Origin of the sequence: Halomonas sp. HNIBRBA4712, assembly GCF_043558675.1 — a bacterium.
In the GTDB taxonomy this organism is placed as follows: Bacteria; Pseudomonadota; Gammaproteobacteria; order Pseudomonadales; family Halomonadaceae; genus Vreelandella.
Map to the genome: position 1 here is coordinate 26,601 of NZ_JBIFXR010000012.1, position 17,412 is coordinate 44,012.

A 17,412-nucleotide genomic window follows, 5' to 3' on the forward strand; every position below is an offset into this window, starting at 1 on the left:
TCTCATGCCCTACCGACCCCATTGGTACGTCATTCAGTGCAAGGGGGGGGAATCGTTTCGCGCCGCCGAGCATTTGGCCAACCAGGACTTCGAGGTGTTCCACCCGGTGCTCGAGGCCAAACGCAAGCGGCGCGGCAAGCTGACCAGCGTGATCGAGCCGCTGTTCCCCTACTACCTGTTCATCAGGCTCGATCGCATCGACAGCAACTGGCGCCCGATCCGCTCCACCCGGGGAGTGCTCAAACTCCTGACGTTCGGCGACAAGCCCGTTTACGTTCCCGATGAACTCATCGAGAGCCTGACCGCACAGCCGCACCGCCAGGAAGGGAGCCACACCTACTTCAGCGCCGGCGAGAAAGTCACCATCAGCGACGGCCCCTTCAAGAGTCTCGAGGCGGTCTTTCAGCGCTGCAAGGGTGAAGAACGAGCGATCGTACTGCTCACCATGCTCCAGCGCCCGCAGCATATCGAGATCGATATGAACAGTCTCGAGAAGTCGGACTAGTTCGATTCAGGGGGCTCATCTACGATGCGCGTCTGCTCGATACGGTGCCACGAGGAGAGCGTGCCACGAGCGGCCGCTCTCTCATCGTCGCGCTGGCGCATGCGCGTGAGCACGCGGTACTGCAAACGGTTGAAGTAGCCAAAGCCCAGACCGGGTAGCGGCAGGAAAGGATTGGTACGGCTCATGCCCCAAAGCGCCAGCCGCGAGCTGCCCGGCGCCGCCTCGCCCCGGGCGTGAATGCCGAACGTATTGGCGATCAGCAGCGTATTGCCCTTGACGCAAAAAGCGCGAGGGCCCTCGGTGCCCAGCCGCGCCGCGTCCTCGGCGCTCACGCGAAACGAGCCGCTGGCGGTGTAGTGATCCGCATGGCGGCTTGCCTGGAGGCTCATGGCGTACTCCCACTTCAAACGCTCCCGGGTAGGCCGCGTTGAACCGGGTACGAACACGAAGGGGCCGTTTTCCTCACTCACCTCCTCGAGGTAGAGCCAGAACTTCATGGTTGGCTGGAAGGTGTCGATGTGCAGGTTTTTCTGCGGGTCGCGCCGGGTGCCGGGCTCGGTCAGATCGTTGAGCACGTTCTCGATATGGCAGATCGGCAGGCGCGCGTGCCCGCTGCAGTAGCGAAACAGCCGCTTGAGCGCCGGGTCATCGAGCACTGCTTTTGCTTCCGGCAGCGCGTTCAATACCTCCGGCGTGAGCAATATACGGTGCGTGCGCGCATCGCCCTGGCAGCACTCGCGAATTTCGCCATCGAAGCGCGCAACGGCTGCGACCAATGCCTTGAACTGCGCCTCGGGCAGGTAGTTCTCCTTGAGCACGAACCCCTGCTCGTTGAACTGCCGGCGATCCGCTGTGGGCACGCCGGGGGCCAGCAGCGCCATGCGCAGCCGTGTGATCCAGTACCCGGACCAGACACGCGCAACGTGAAGCCCCAGGCGATTGAGCCGAACACTTCCCAGCACCGGATTGGCCTTGAAGGACTTCGCCCCCGTCACCACCTCGCCGCCCCACACCAGGTATCGCCCTAACGCTTTCATCGCCGTTTCCTTTCGTATCCATTTACCGGCACATTTAGTCACACCGCCCAATCAGGGTAAATCCCCCACTTTGGCCCTGTAGGAGCAGGCTTCAGTCAGCGACCGGGGGGATTCAGCACCCACCCCGAAACAGCCAATGAGGGGTGTTTGTGGGAGGGAGCTTCAGCTCGCGACCTCTTGGCGGCGGCTCAAATCTCAAACCCGGCTTCGCGCGCCAGGGTCGTATTGGCCTGCAGCCAGCCTTCGATGTGGCCGCAGTCGAAGGTGCGGCCATGCATGCGAAACGCCTGGACGCTCTGGCCTTCCTGCATCAGGCGGTCGATGGCGTCGGTGAGCTGGATTTCGTTGCCGGCACCCGGCGCCTGGTCTTCGAGAAGCTCCATGATGCGGTACGGCAATACGTAGCGCCCGATCACCGACAGCCGCGACGGCGCCTCTTCCGGCTTGGGCTTTTCGACCACGCCGCGCATATCGGCGCTCTCCCCGGCCTGGGGCTCATCGCAGTCGACGATGCCGTAGCGGTAGACCTCTTCCTGGGGCACGGCCTCGACCATGATTTGCGAGGCGCCGTTGGCGTTCCAGCGCTCGACCATCTTGCCCAAATCACACGTTTGGCTTTCGACCTGGGGCTTGACCAGCACGTCCGGCAAAATGACCGCGAAGGGCTCACCGTCATCGAGCAAATGCGCGGCGCAGTGAATGGCGTGGCCCAACCCCTTGGCGTTGGCCTGACGCACGCTGGTGATCTTGAGCTTGGGCGGCGCGATGGCGGAAAGCGTTTCGAGTAGCGCATCCTTGCCTTTACTGGCAAGCGAATGCTCGAGTTCGAAGTGGGCGTCGAAGTGATCCTCGATGGCCGATTTTCCCGTGCGCGTCACCAGAACGATTTCGGTAATGCCCGCGGCCAGCGCCTCTTCGACCACGTGCTGTATCAGCGGGCGATCGACCACCGGCACCATCTCCTTGGGGATCGCCTTGCTGATGGGCAGAAGGCGCGTACCAAATCCCGCGACCGGAATGATCGCCTTGCGGACCTGAGTCATTCAAGCATCCTTTTTCAAACGAGTATTCTGTGTCATGGCGCGGCGCTACTGGCGCCACGCGCGTATTTTTTCTACTAGCGCGTCAGTACCGGGATCATACACGGTGGGGGCGTCTACGGGCTCCCCTTCCAGCGTTTGGTAAAGGCTGTTAGCCAGCGTCTTGCCCAGCTCCACGCCCGGCTGGTCGAACGGGTTCACGTTCCAGAGCACCGACTGTACGAACACCTTGTGCTCGTAAAGCGCCAGCAAGGCGCCCACGTTGAAGGCATCCAGGGTGCGCAGCAGAATCACGCTATTGGGCTGGTTACCGCGATAGCCCTGGGCCATCTGCCCCCGAGCTACGGCGGGAATAGCGTCGTCACCCAGTGCAAAAAGCTGCGACTGCGCCAGGCAGTTGGCCAGCGTCAAGTGCTCCTGAGCGCGCAACGACTCGCCAAGCGGCCCCTGCGAGCCATATTCGCGGGTCGCCACGGCGATGAAATCCGCGCTCACCGTATGACTACCCTGATGCAGCAGCTGGTAGAAGGCGTGCTGGGCGTTGGGGCCGACATCGCCCCAGAGGATCGGGCAGGTGGCGTGGGGCACCAGCTTCTGATCGAGCCCCACGCTTTTACCGTTGGACTCCATCTCGAGCTGCTGAAGATACGCCGGCAGGCTCTCCATGCGCGCATCGTAGGGCAGCACGGCGTGAGTCGGAATGCTGAGAAACTGCGAGTTCCACGCGCCGATCAGCGCCATCAGTACCGGCAGATTCTCCTCGAGCGGGGTCTCGAGAAAGTGCCGGTCGGCCGAGTGAGCGCCTTCCAACAGCCGGTCGAACGTTTCCATGCCGAGCTGCATGGCCACGCTCACCCCAATCGGCGACCAAAGCGAGAAGCGCCCGCCGACCCACTCCTTGAACTCGAGCTGGTGCGCCTCGGGAATGCCGAACTCGCGCATTTTATCCGCGCGGGTGGAAACGCCCACGAGCTGATAGCCACACAGCGTGGCCACATCGATCTCGAGCGCCTCGGAAAGCCAGGCAAGCGCCGTTCTGACGTTGAAGCGGGTATCCGCCGTGGTGAAAGACTTGGAGGCCAGCACCAGCAGCGTAGTAGCCGGATCGAGCCGCTCCATCAGCGGCAGAAGCTGGGCGCCGTCCATGCTGGAGACATAGTGCACGCCTACGCGCTGTTGGCTCGGGCGAGCGCCCAGGGTTTCGCTGATCAGTTTGGGGCCAAGATCCGAACCACCCACGCCGATATGCACCACGTCGGTAATCGATTGCCCCGTGGCGCCGAACCACTGGCCTTCGTGCAGGCGCTGCACCATGTCAGCGAGTTTTTCCCGCTGCGCCTGGCAGAACGCGGCGGCCTCTTCCATTCCTTCCGGCGGGTTTACCTGTTCAGGCCAGCGCGCCGCCATGTGCAGCGCCGGGCGGTTTTCAGAGGCATTGACGTGAGCGCCTGCAAACAGCGCCCGGCGCTTCTCCTCCAACCGGCAGCTGCGCGCCCAGTCGGTTAGAAGCGAAAGCGTACGCTCGCTGACGCGCTGCTTGCTGAAATCGATGTGGATTGCTTCAAGCGAAAAACGCAGCGACTGACTGCGCTTTTGGGAGGCCTCATCGTCGCCGCCGAGTAAATCGGCAAGCGAGGTGGCCTGGATTTGCTCGGCATGAGCGTGGAGCGCATTGAGCGGGGTATAGACACGCGCGGCGCTTGAAAGCAGTGATGCGTTCATGGTGTCGTCCTTGAGTTTCCGGGTGAATCCTTCACCTTTTGAAGAGCAAGTATCGAGCCAGGGTTAAGGGTTAAGGCTCGTTATTCTTTTATGACAAAGCTGTAGGTGTAAATTGATCACGCGCGCCAAACGGCTCGAGCTGCCTTATCACGCGCGCGTGTACTAATGCCGTTCAGTCAAGGTATTTACGGGCCACAACCCCCATGTGGGAGGCCGCTTCAGCGTGGTCCGACACTTCGGTGGTCCGACAGCTCGGCGAATGGCGCCGTCAGATGCCTTGGCTTGGCCACCCGTCGCGAGCTGAAGCTCCCTCCCACAATCCCAATCAAGCCTAACTGAACGGCATTACGCGCGTGTACCGGTTTGGCGCATCGAGGCGCCAAATGGATACATTCACGGGGCCATCATGGCGTAAGTACGTCGGATAGAAGCGCCTGGGCGCTTTCGATCAGCTCGTTCAGATGCGCTTCGCTCTTGAAGCTTTCGGCGTACACCTTATAAAGCGACTCGGTGCCACTGGGACGCGCGGCGAACCAGCCGCTTTCCGTTGTCACTTTGACGCCGCCAATCGCGGCACCGTTGCCCGGCGCCTTGACCAGCACCGCCGTGATGGCATCCCCTGCCAACGTCTTCGCCGTAATACTCTCGGCGCTCAGCTTCTTGAAGGCGGCTTTCTCTTCAGCGCTGCAGGCGGTATCGACCCGCTTGTAGTGAGGCGTGCCCAGGCGCTCGGTCAGCTCCTGATAGTAGGCGCTCGGCGTTTTACCCGTGACCGCCAGAATTTCCGCCGCCAGCAGGCAGAGTACGATGCCGTCCTTGTCCGTCGACCAGGGCTTGCCATCGCGCGTGAGCAGGCTCGCGCCAGCGCTCTCCTCGCCGCCAAAGCCGAGATAGCCTTCGTGAAGGCCTTCGACGAACCACTTGAACCCGACCGGCACTTCATAAAGCTCGCGGCCGTGGGCGGCCACCACCCGGTCGATCATCGACGATGATACTAGGGTCTTGCCGATCTTGAGCGCGCCGTCACCGCTACTCGGCCAGTGCGGGCGGTGGCTCAAGAGATAATCCACGCATACCGCAAGAAAATGGTTAGGATTCATCAGGCCATTCGCATCGACGATGCCGTGGCGGTCGGCGTCCGGGTCGTTGCCGAAGGCGATATCGAAGCGGTCCTTGATTTCCAAAAGGTTCGCCATCGCCGCCGGGCTTGAGCAGTCCATGCGCGTCTTGCCGTCGTGATCCGGCGGCATGAAGGCGAAGCTCTCATCCACCGTGGCATTGACCACCTCGACGCTGATCGCGTAGCGCATCATGATCGCCTGCCACACCGGCAAGGCCGTGCCGCCCATCGGGTCGGCGCCCAGCATCAGCCCCGCTCTCTCGATCGCCTGGATATCGATGACCTGGGGCAGGTTGGAGACATACAGCTCGGTAAAATCGAACTCGGTCGCGTGCGCGAGCGCCTCTTCGAGCGATACGCGCGCCACCTCGTCGATACGGCCCAGATACTCGTTGGCACGCGCCTCGATCCAGCCGGTGGCGTCGGTATCCGCTGGGCCGCCGTGGGAAGGATTGTACTTGATGCCGCCATCTTCCGGCGGATTGTGCGACGGCGTGATGATCAAGCCATCCGCCCGGGGCACATCGGAGTTGGCGTTGTGCTGCAAAATCGCATGGCTAACCAAAGGCGTTGCCGTATAGCCTTGCCCTTTCTCGATATGCACCGCCACTTTATTGGCAGCCAACACCTGCAGCGCACACTCCCAGGCCGGGCGAGACAGCGCGTGAGTATCCAGCCCCAAAAAAAGCGGCCCCTTGTAGCCCGCCTTGCCCCGGTAATCCACCACTGCTTGGGTGATCGCCCAGATGTGAGCCGCATTGAACGTGCGCTCCATAGCGCGCCCGCGGTGGCCCGAAGTACCAAACGCCACGCGCTCGGCGGCCACCTCGCCGTTCGGGGTTTGTTCGTAAAACGCGTTGCGATGAGCGTCCACCGGCGCCTCCTTGCCATCGGTCAAAGTGATTCAGTGGGCTGGATATTACTACAAACGTTGAAGAAAACTCTAACGCCCGCGTTTGCCATGACCCTTTTGGCGAGCAACACCAGCCCGCCACGCTGCCTTATAAATTGGGCTCCTGCGAAAACTGGCAACACCTCCGTAGGAGCAGGCTTCAGCCAGCGACCTGCCCGAGCGGGCACAACCGGCCAAACCTGCACTGGAGACGACAACTTTAACGCACGAAGATTTGACCCGGCCAAGTGGCACCTCCGGGGCGCTTGGCAGCGCCCATCGCCCAATGAATTGGGCTCCTACGAGAGCGGGCAGCATTAATTGGCCACACCGCCGTAGGAGCAGGCTTCAGCCAGCGACCTGCCCGAGTGGGCACAACCGGCCAAACCTGCACTGGAGACGACAACTTTAACGTACGAAGATTTGACCCGGCCAAGTGGCACCTCCGGGGCGCTTGGCAGCGCCCATCGCCCAATGAATTGGGCTGCTACGGAAGCGGGCAGCATTAATTGGCCACACCGCCGTAGGAGCAGGCTTCAGCCAGCGACCTGCTGGCCTCGCCACCCCACTCCGATTCAGGCTGTGGGAGGCAGCTTTAGCTCGCGACCGGTTGATTTCACCACCTATTCCGAACAAGCCAGTGGAAAGAAGCTTTAGCTCCCGCGACCAGGCCGAAAACTACAGGTTTCTCCAGAACTCGGCCGCGCGCTCAAAGCGCCCTATCCGGCGGGCATCCGCAGCCGCCTGGTGGGCCATGCGCGCCGCGTGGGCCGGGTTCTCCAGAAGCCAGGTGATCGCGGCCTGCCACTGATCAGGGCCGTCACCCACCAGCAGCCCATTCTCCCCGTTGTGTACCACCTCGGTATACGGGTACCGATTGGAATAGACCCCGACCCCACCCATGGCGGCAATATCCAGAAACTTGATAAAGGACTTACCCGCATTGAAGGCGGTAGGCCACAAAGGCGCTAGGCCAATATGAACTCGCTGGCGGCGCTGGTACGCCTGAAACGCCGGCCACGCCATAGGGGTCGGGGTGTGGGTTCGTGGCAGCGTCGCCAAAGCCTGAAGGGTGTACTCCCCCAGCATAATTTCCAGGCGAGTATCGTTGCGCCCGTTTTGAACAGCCGCCAGGGCTGGGCCGATATGCTCAAGATCCGCCAAGTGGGCGCGGGTGCCGTAAAAGCCGATTTGCCATGGATGGTTCGATGAAGGAGGCTGTGCAAGATGATCAAGCGCTGGAAGCGGCGCCAGCAGCGGCGGTGTCAAAACCTGCACGTTCGAATGAGAAAAGCGCTCGGCCAATTGGCCACTACTGGCTACCACGGCATCACTGAGCGCCAGCAAACGCGGCTGCAAACGGGCAACGCCCGCCATGCGCTGGCGATAACGCTCCGGCAACGCAGCATCCTCGGCGGCGGCGCCGATATCGTCATCGATCAGATAATAAAGCGAACCAAGCTCGCCACGATGGCGCTCCAACCACGCTACCCAGGGCTCAGGCAGCGAGCGGCAAAGCAAAAGGCGCCGGTTTTTCAGAAGCCCCGCATGTCGCAGCCTCTGCACCCGCCCTACCATCGAGCCGCGCGAAGCCCCCAAACGCCGAACCCGATGCCCCCGCGCCTCGAGCAAGGGCGCGGCCGACGAAAGAAAATAAATATCCTCCGTCGGCCGCGCCCCATCACTCAACACCACCCACTCACTATTCACCACTCACCATTCACCACTCACAAACCTCACCTCAACGAAAAATCCTCATGTACCAGTGTCAGGTTCGGATTATACGCCGGGTCGCTATCCAGCAGCGGCCCCCAGCTGCGGCGCATGTAATCGAATTCCTTGAGCCACCGGGCGCGCTTTTCGGGCGTGTCGTCCGCCCCGCGGGAGATCGACTCGTGATGGTAAAGCGCCGCATAAGGCGTCCACAGGTTACGATACCCCGCCTCGCGCACCTTGATGCAGAGATCCACATCGTTATAAGCCACGGCCAGGTGAGTCTCATTGAGCCCGCCCACTTCATCGAATACCGACTTACGCAACAGCAAGCAAGCGGCGGTGACTGCCGAGAGATTCTGAGTTACTTTCAAGCGCCCCATGTAGCCGTCGTCGTCGCGCTGAAAGAACCGGTGCGAGTGCCCGGCCATACCGCCCAGCCCCAAAATGACCCCGCCGTGCTGCACGGTATCGTTCGGGTAGTAGAGCTTGGCGCCTACGCAGCCGATCTCCGGGCGCGAAACCTGCTCGACCATCTCGGTCAGCCAAGTACCCTCGGTAGGCTCCACGTCATTGTTGATCAACCCGATGATGCTGCCCCTGGCTTGGGCGGCGCCATAGTTGTTGATCGATGAGTAGTTGAACGGATGATCGTAATGAATCACCCGCACCCGCGAATCTCGTGCTTCGACCTCTTTCAGATACGCGAGCGCCTCCGTGCAGGTACTCTGGTTATCCAGAATCAACAGCTCGAAGTGGGTATAGTCGGTGCGCTCCAATAACGCATCCACGCAGGGTCGCAGAATATCGACGCCGTCGCGCGTGGGTACCAGCAAACTGACCAGCGGCTCGGGGTCGGGCATGGGCCACTGAACGCGCTGTGAGCCGGGTAATAGGCCTTCGCTGATGCGGGCCTCCGCACTTATCAAGGCAAAGTGGCGCTCTAACAGCGGTACATAGCTTGTCTCGGGATCACTATGCACCCCGTGATAGGCAATGTGTGGCACATGGGCGAACCAGCATGGCGTAAAACGTTCCTGACGCAAAACCGCCAGGAGCTGCGCGTAATCAAGCCAGTCGGAATTATTGGCATGCTCGATATCGGCCTCCAAAAGAAGTGGTTCCAATACCTCCCTCTGGTAGCACACCGCACGCCCCATGTACGGCATCGAACACAAAAAATCCGGATTATACTCGGGCTTGAACTGCGGCGAGTGGCGCACATCGTGCTCATCCAAGCGATCTTCATCGGCGATCAGTACACACGCTTCCGGGTTGTCTTGCGCAATTCCCGCCACATGAAAAAGCGCATTGTTCGCCAAACGGTCGCCGGGGCGTAAAAACCAAACCCAGCTAGTTTTCAGCAGGGTGGTCGATTCAACTCGCTGGGATGCGATAGAGCCGGTGTCGCTTTCAACTACCTCGAGAAAAGCAAGCTCTCGCTGCCACTCATTGAGCCATGAGCGCAAAAGCCGATGCTGGCTGGGCGATAGCAGCAACAATGCCTTTCGGGGAAACAACGACTGCTCGGCCAGGCTCGCAAGCGTAGGATAAAGTAAGGCTTTGAGGCTTTCGAACATAGCGTGAGAGGTCAGCGAGTCGCCGCCTACGATCGATTGCTTACCCAGCGCCACAACGACGCTACAGTCGAAATCCCGATAAGAGGCGATTTCGTGTTCATACGGGGCGCGCCGCCGTTCGACCTGCCGGATCCACTGCTGGTAATGACGCCGCGTCGACATGCTGACAAACGTACTGTCGTAATCTTCCCGAGCCAACGACTGCCATTTACGGCTTTGCTTACGCGCCTGCTGCTTGAGGCTTTGCAACACTTGGGAGGGTGACAAATCACGATAGTGCTGATGATTATTGACCAAGCGCTGCAACAAACGGTTATAGGCAAACGCGGGGGTCAACCAAACGAACCGGAAATGGCTATAAGAGAAGGTACACGCGGTGTGCACGGGTTTGAGCGTCACCCTTTTTACGCCCCAGGGAATATAAACCAGCCGCTTGGTGACTTTTCCCATCCGAATGGGGAAATCAACGGTCAGTACGCGCTTGGACGTTTCGACGCTCAGCTCCGCCACGATACCGCTCACATTGCGATCGCAGGCGACTTCCAGCATGTTCCAACCCGCCCAAGGAAGCTGACCTTCGAGCCTGAAAAGCGGCTCATTCCCGGTGGCCTGCCACTGACCAAGGCGCTCAGTGGGTTTCAATTGCTGCAGGGGCGTGAAGCGCTGAGGCGTACGATGATGCAGATACCGCTTTTCACTTGCGCCCATTGGACTCTTCTTCGTAGCTCTTCATATAGCGTTCACCGCCCAGCAAAAAGCCGGTATCTTACCAGCCCCAGCGAAACGGGACATCCGACGCCACTCGATCAAAGTGACACCCAAGGCGAAAGGCCAAGCGTTTCGATAAGCGAGTCGTTTTCATTCACCGACACTTGGCGTTTCGTTAAAAGCTCCTGTTCGGCGGGTGTCAAACGAGCGCGCTTGTCCTCGATCAGTGCGCTCAACGCCTGCCGGGTTTTAGGTACCTGCACCACGAACCGCGCATTGGTTTGAACCACGAGATATTCAGGTTTAATGGCCGCGATCAACTCAGGATCCAGATTACCCGCGGTGTGCACGAATACCACACGGCTGAACAGTCGGCTCAAGTAGTTGAGCATGAAGTAGCTCGAAGACGATCCAAACATGACGCACGTAGCCGCGCGCAGGGCATTGGGGTAAGTAACGAGCAGCAAACGGCCAAAGTTCGGCAGGCCGTTATCGAAGTAGCGGTGCTGGAGATAACTGAACGAACAGAGCACATCGGTCGTACATGTGCGCACAGGGTCAAACTTGCTGCCTAAATCGCCAGGGAAAGTACGGCTTTGATACTCATCCTCGGCAAACGTAGCGCCCACCTCTGATTGATCGAAGTCGAACGCTTTTGCCAACTCCTGCACCGCCGCCATGGCACCCCTGGAGGTCCAATGACTATCCGTTCGAATGAACGCATCATCACCAAGAGCTCTGAGCGCACCTACCGGGTAAAGGAAACTACTAGCTTCCGGTAGCGCCAGCAACTGATGAATGGGCCCGCTCAAACCCTCTTTCATCGGGTGATAACACGGCCCCATCACACTCTCTTTCGAGGGTGAAATCAAAAGCGCCGTTTTTGCCCGGTGCTTCAAGGCGAGTGATGCAAAACCTTGTAAATATCTCTGCCACTGTGTAACGCCTTTCTCTGTCAAACGCATATTGCCGCAGTACTGATCAACGCTACCGTTGGTGTCGTTATCGAGAAAGAGCCAACCTTCTTTGCCTTCGAGTACTTTCAGCGGCGGTAAGGGGTCGCCTTCCGGTGCATCTGAATCAATGATGACGCGCTCGAGACTTAGTCGTTCACCTTGAATCAAAAGCTCTAGTTCGAAAGCTTTTGTGGTATGGGGAATGGTAAATCGAAATCCACAGCGCCGTTGTGGGTGATCATCGGCGTTAGCGCCTAGAACGCGCTCAACGACATCCGAACGCTCAACGTTCAAAGGATGGGCCACCTCGAAGGGCTCGCTCCAACGCGCCACCACTTCGACAGCGCCAATATAATCCCCGAGTGAAGGAGGTAAAAGCACCCAACCCAGTACCACGATGCCGCCCGGTGCTAGCTTGATCGGGCGATTCTGAGAGGGGTAATCCAAATGCCACTGTAGGCCAGCCTGCTCGGCTCTTAAAGGCCTTGAACTCGAAGAGCCCCCCATGAGCTGTTGCCACCAGTTTTCCTGGCTACGCTGGGCCTGCTTGATATTATCAAAATTCATAATGACCTTTTCGGTGCTACCGACGACATCTCGAATACGATGCAGTAATTCAGCTTGGACAGGTAAGGCGCACTAACGTGCGCTACCGCTGCCCAACTGCAGTGAATTCAGATATCCCAAGGTGCATCTACAAAGCCAAGACGCTCTTTATTGACGGGGTCCCACCGGTTTTTCTTGAACATGATGTCGAAATCCGTTTCTTTTTTACCCGCCAGCTCATCGGTCGATTTTTGCAGCTTGTGATAAATCAGCGCATCGCTGACGTGGTAGATTTTGAGGCCCAGAATATGACGCACTACATCGCAATAGATGCGATCCGAACGATAATGGCGCCCGTGCTGGGCATCCAAATCACCGGTCTGCTGATAAACGTGACGCGGGATGTAGACACAGAAAAACGGTGCAAAGGAGATTTCCAGCGTTTTACCATCATGGAACAGCGGCACGTGGCGAACGTTGTCGTGATGCTTTGAAATGTTCACATCGCAAGGGTAGCGAGCATCGGCAAACGGCACGTGGTCATTGAGCGTTTTAGTCCCGCCGGGCAGCACCTGCTGAGGCACGACTAATCCGCATTCAGGCAGTGCATAGGCCGCTGCCTGCATCGCCTCGAAAGCGCCAGGTGTCACGAGGGCATCATTGTTGAGCAACACGATGTCGTAGTCAGCGCTGGCAGCATGAATGCCCAGGTTGACCGCGTGGGTAAAGCCAAAATTCGCCTCGTTGAAAACCGCCTTGATGCGGCCAGCCTCGTTTTCCTGGCGCAAGAATTCGCACACCCTCGACGAAGAGGCGTTGTCCACCACGACGATCTCCAGCTGGGTGCCCAAATTCAGCGCGTAAAGGCTTTGCAGGCACTCCTGCAAATCGTCGCGGGATTCGTAGCTTGGAATCACCACGGCCACGCCACGCTCGAGCGAAGCAGCAACGACGTTTTTCGAAGGCAAAGAGGAAGCCGCCGCTTTCGCCAAGGGTGGTGCGAACGCATAGGTAGCGCCGGTTTTATCACGCACAGCCTGAAGGTAGGTTTGATACTGCGAATTGTTGGTCAGCGAATTGCTCGCTTTATCGATGTAATAGTGGGTAAGAATCACCGGCACCGAATAAAGCGCGGCGTTTAACGCGTAGCGGCGCGCCAAATCCCAGTCCACATAGCGCGGCAACGCTTCGTCAAAACCGCCCAACCGCTGCCACGCCTGGCGGGTATGGGCAAACGTATTCAAGTCGATATAATTGCGGTTGAAAAGAAGCGAAAGATTCAGTGGCCCAAACATCACTCCGGCCGGTATATCGCTATCACCATAATAACGGTATAAACCGGAATAGAGCGCGTCAGCTTCGGGTAGCTCTTGAAAAGCACCCACCATGGCAGCGACAAATCGCGTATCCCACCGGTTGTCCGAATCCAGATACATGATGTACTCGCCGCGGGCAGCCTCCAACCCCCGGTTACGCGCTGCTGAAACCCCGCCGTTTTTAGAAAGCAGTACCGCATTAACCCGGGAGTGCTCATTGGCGCAGCGCTGGCACCACTGGGCGGTTCCGTCGTCGCTACCATCATCGATCAGTACTAATTCCAGGTTGGAATACGACTGCGCTAGCACAGAGTTTACCGCTTCTTCCAGGGTATCCAGCCGATTGAAGCACGGCATGATAACCGATACCAGCGGCGGCTCTGAAAGCGTGCGCGCGCGCGCGGCAAGAAGCCGAGCCACGTTTTCCATGGCGGCGAAGCAGCGCTTGTCCTCTTCACGGAAGGGCTGAGAAATAAATGGATCGACTAATCCGTGCGCCAGATAGCCAGAGAAGCTGGTGAAGCTACGCTTGAACGCCCAGTGCGCCTTACTCTTGGCGACGCATTGGCGGGTCTGCGCATCGATCAGCTCGATCTCGTGCTGCTCACCATCAATTAAGTCAGCCGGGGGGTAAACGTCGAATGCGTGGTAACCTTGGTGAAGCCCATTATCGCGCAAATCACCACGAAAATGGCTGGCAGCCACGTTGATTTCTCGCGTGCCGTCGATTCGGATAATGGCGTCGCGGGGCTCCGGGTTGGCGCGATCGGCGAGCCAACCACGAATCGCATTGCTGACGCCAAGATTTAAATCGCCCGATATAGATACATTACGCCGGGCATGAGCAACCGGAACAGCCAGTAGCTTCGAGGGCATGGTCCGCTCAAGCGGCATATGTGCTTGGTAGGACATTAGAGAGAAACCGCCGGCTTGACCGCCAGGTTCCAAAAGCAGGATCTGCCCTTCTTGTGGACGAATAACGCCGGCAACCAGCCGCTCCAGAGCGTGAGCCAGCTCGCCATCCTGCTGACCGGTTTCAGGTTCGAACTGATGTTTAGTGACTTCTTTGGCTAGCGGCATTAATGCTTGGGGGCGGCACCAAAACATGCTTCCCGCCAAAAACCCCCAATCGCTTTCAAGCGGTACGTTCAATCGCTGTGCGATCAGTGTTAACCATTTGCCGTTACCAAACCGCATGGCCTGCTGACTCATGAATAATCGCTTGGGGCCGGCTAGCTTCAGGCGCTCATCGCTTCGCAGCGTGCCAATCAGTTTTCGAAGCGCCGCCCCTTCGGGTAATACACTATCCCATAACTCTTCACGCCACTGCTTGGCCACTGCAGTTACGCCCTGCTTGGTATGTAGCTTCAAGCACAGTTCGTAATGAGTTAACCGAGGAAGCAAATTGAAGAAGGGGGCTATATCACGCCCCCTGTTAGCGCTTTGCACCACCTCGACTCTCTCAAAGCGGTTCTTCAAGGCAGCTATTTCTGGTGTATCCGCCGTATGTGGCGTGGTGATGTATAAATCGAAAGGCGTTTTCAAACGCGCCAGACGCTCGCCCAAGGGGGCAATTAAATCCAAATGGTAGGCATGCAGGACAACCGCTATGCGAGGTGTACGAAGCTGACTGCCCGGCTGTGGTTTGGATTGACGACCTTCAGCCAAGCCATGGGCCAGGTAATGTTCCAAAGGATCGAAGCCGCCCAGCTCGACGTCTACATAGTGCTCACGGTAAAAACCGGGGTCAAATTCAGGCCCCGGGCAACGCCCTAAGGACCAGCCGTAATACATGAAGTGCTCTAAAGGCGCGAGTTCACTTTGGCGAGCATCCGGATAGCGCTCCAGGTACCACTGCTCATCGAACAAGCCCGACGCCAATAGTTGTTTTTCAAGCGCTACATTCATTCTGAAGCCTTAATGCTGCGCTGTTCATTCACACCGAATTTGAGGTAATGAATCAGCGGATTGGTGCCGCCTTCAGCGACATCCGGATAAGCCGCAAGGTAATAGGCAGAATCGAACTCGGGGCCAGGGTTGCGACCTTCAAAACCGCCCATGACCAGGTAATGACGCGAAGGCTGTTTGGCCATTTTAGGGTCATTTGCAATGTCCGGGTACTGGTTCAAGTACCAGGTCGCATCGAACAACCGGCTATTCTCTATCATCGCCACTTGGCGTTTCATGGCGCGCTTGGTGAGCGGAGGTGTTTTACGAACGGTAGAAGCAGACGAAGCCGGCCCGTCTTCTTGTATCAACTCGTTCGCACTCGCTGGCTGGCGATAAGATTCCAAACGCTCGATCAAGGTGGCCAGCTCATTACTTTGCCGCTGATTTTCCTTGTTTGCCTGGTCCAGCGCACGTGTTAGCTCGCTTATTCTTGCCTCGCTGTGCTGCTTGGCTTTTTGCGCCTCCAACAACCTGTTTTCGAGCTGAGCTTGCTGCTCATTTCTACTTACTTCAAGTTGCTGTTTGGCTTTCTGCGCTTCCAACAACCTGTTTTCGAGATGCGCTTTCTGCTCATTTTTACTTACCTCAAGTTGCTGTGAAGCTTTTTGCGCCGCCTGCAACTCATGTTTTAACTGGGCTATTTGCTCGTTAGACTGGTTCTGCTGGGCTTCACGCTCCTCAAGCAGGTTGGTCAGCACGGCTATTTCCTGAAAACGCTCATCAATTTGCTGTTGCGCCTGTTGTTCTCGCTGCCCAAGCGCCTTTACTTGCTGGCTCAAGGTTTCGTTCTGGCTTTTTACATCAGCGAGTTCACGCTGGGCATTTTGGCCGCTGGTTTCAGCATCGCGTAGCTGGCGCGTTAGCTGACCAAGCTCCTCGAAACGCTCATTTAACGACGTTTCCTGCTCCTCTAAACGCTGCGTTTGAAGAGCAATTTGACGGTCTTTCTCATTAAATGTCTGATCGCTCTCTTCTAAACGGGTGATTAAAGCCGCGACTTCTTCAGCATGGCGCTGGGCATCATGCTTGGACGTTTCTTGTTGCTGCTCTAACTGCTGAATCTTTTCATTAAGTTCGACGCACGTATTTTTAGCCAAGCTTCGCTCTTCGGTTAGCGTTCGAATCGCGTTATCGCGCGACTCCAGCAGTTCGCGCAGTTTGCTGAGCTCAGCTTGCTGCTCATCGTACTCGTTTTTTAACTGCTCATTCTTTCGCTGAATCTGGTCACGCTCTTTCTCCTGCAGGGCCTGGGTTTCTTCATACTGCTGGTTTAAGCGTTCGCACTCTTCGGTTTGGCGATGCCTACGCATAAGCTCTTTCTTGAGCTCAGAATTAAACAACTCTAATGAACCTAACCGCGCTTCCAGCTTACTTTTCTCGTGCGTAAAGTGTTCATCCTGGTCGGTAATACGGCTTTGCAAATCAGCCGATTGTTTTTTTTGCTTTTTTAGCTGGCCCTCTTGCTCTTCGATCATGGTTCTAGCGGCGGCCAAATCTTGCGTCAGCTCTTTCATTTGAGTCTGTAACGTATTGGCTAACTGTTGGTGCTGCTGAGCAATCACTTTATCCTGACAACTACGGCCCAAGCGGCCGAATATGTCGTGTACCACTTGCTGGGAGGCGTTGGACTCGAGCGTTGCCAAAAGATTTTGAAGCAGCGCTGGCGGGGTATCGCCTACCATTACAACGCCCAACCCACCGGCATGATAAAAGCCAAAACGTGGATACTGAGACTTGAGCTCTTCAAACACGCGAAAAGCTTGGCAGCCGGGCTCTCGTTTGGAAATACCGGGCAATAATACGACTGCTTGAGGGCTCAGCTTTGAAGTCCAGCGATCCAGTAAATAATCGATACTGTCATCGTCGGCTGGAACGTTCAGCAGTAGCAGGTCGATCGTGGCTTCACCGAATTGCTGAATGGCTCGCTTAGGGTTGGTGTTAATCCATAGGCTAGTTCCCGCGAAATTCTCTGATCCGTACGCTTCCAGGCTGGCCCGTTGTTGGTCGCTTGCTTCACCTATTGCATAACAATGCCCCCCTAAGCGTAAACGGGTAATAGCTTGACAGAGCGCAAAATGCGGTACTAACTCGACCCCCAGAACGGCCGTTTGGCTGGGCCTCAATGCCTCGACCAGCCAGAACAAAAAAGGCAGGTGCTCAAGCCAAGAGGATGGTTCCTTGTATTCTGGCTGCCAAAACATGGAGCCTTGAGCCAAGGTGCTGATAGACGGCTTGATACCAAGCTCTTGACTGGCGTTACTGGCTAAAGATTGTGACTGTTCACTCACGAAATTATTCCTAATACTGACTTGATAGACGCAAAGGGT

10 protein-coding genes are annotated in these 17,412 nt (G+C 57.7%); 1 reads left to right on the forward strand and 9 read right to left on the reverse strand.

Annotation, left to right across the window (positions count from 1 at the left end; translation table 11 throughout):
• Positions 1–4: 4 nt before the first annotated feature.
• On the forward strand, positions 5–505 hold the full coding sequence (gene rfaH, locus ACGK9R_RS16675) for a transcription/translation regulatory transformer protein RfaH (RefSeq protein ID WP_394583368.1): 501 nt from the start codon (positions 5–7) through the stop codon (positions 503–505).
• Here the strand turns inward: rfaH and ACGK9R_RS16680 are convergent.
• The 9 genes from ACGK9R_RS16680 to ACGK9R_RS16720 form a co-directional block, all read right to left on the reverse strand.
• A complete protein-coding gene (locus ACGK9R_RS16680) occupies positions 502–1,542 on the reverse strand; it encodes a phytanoyl-CoA dioxygenase family protein (RefSeq protein WP_394583370.1) in 1,041 nt (346 codons plus the stop codon). The two genes, rfaH and ACGK9R_RS16680, sit on opposite strands and share 4 nt — an antisense overlap.
• A gap of 188 nt (positions 1,543–1,730) precedes the next feature.
• Positions 1,731–2,585, reverse strand: coding sequence for a UTP--glucose-1-phosphate uridylyltransferase (locus tag ACGK9R_RS16685; RefSeq protein ID WP_394583372.1), 855 nt, complete (start codon positions 2,583–2,585; stop codon positions 1,731–1,733).
• 45 nt (positions 2,586–2,630) lie between these two features.
• Complete coding sequence (gene pgi, locus ACGK9R_RS16690) at positions 2,631–4,304, reverse strand: glucose-6-phosphate isomerase (protein WP_394583374.1); 1,674 nt, start codon at positions 4,302–4,304, stop codon at positions 2,631–2,633.
• Between the two features lie 404 nt (positions 4,305–4,708).
• On the reverse strand, positions 4,709–6,298 hold the full coding sequence (gene pgm, locus ACGK9R_RS16695) for a phosphoglucomutase (alpha-D-glucose-1,6-bisphosphate-dependent) (protein ID WP_394583376.1): 1,590 nt from the start codon (positions 6,296–6,298) through the stop codon (positions 4,709–4,711).
• A 696-nt stretch (positions 6,299–6,994) separates the two neighbouring features.
• A complete protein-coding gene (locus ACGK9R_RS16700; protein WP_394583378.1) occupies positions 6,995–7,882 on the reverse strand; it encodes a glycosyltransferase family 1 protein in 888 nt (295 codons plus the stop codon).
• 170 nt (positions 7,883–8,052) lie between these two features.
• A complete protein-coding gene (locus ACGK9R_RS16705) occupies positions 8,053–10,317 on the reverse strand; it encodes a glycosyltransferase family 2 protein (protein WP_394583380.1) in 2,265 nt (754 codons plus the stop codon).
• 98 nt (positions 10,318–10,415) lie between these two features.
• Positions 10,416–11,840 (reverse strand): hypothetical protein, encoded by a 1,425-nt coding sequence (locus tag ACGK9R_RS16710; RefSeq protein ID WP_394583382.1) that lies wholly within the window; start codon positions 11,838–11,840, stop codon positions 10,416–10,418.
• A gap of 107 nt (positions 11,841–11,947) precedes the next feature.
• Positions 11,948–15,043, reverse strand: a complete 3,096-nt coding sequence (locus ACGK9R_RS16715) for a glycosyltransferase (protein WP_394583384.1) — start codon at positions 15,041–15,043, stop codon at positions 11,948–11,950.
• Positions 15,040–17,373, reverse strand: coding sequence for a hypothetical protein (locus ACGK9R_RS16720; protein ID WP_394583386.1), 2,334 nt, complete (start codon positions 17,371–17,373; stop codon positions 15,040–15,042). The genes ACGK9R_RS16715 and ACGK9R_RS16720 overlap by 4 nt, the downstream gene beginning before the upstream one ends.
• Between the last annotated feature and the right edge of the window lie 39 nt (positions 17,374–17,412).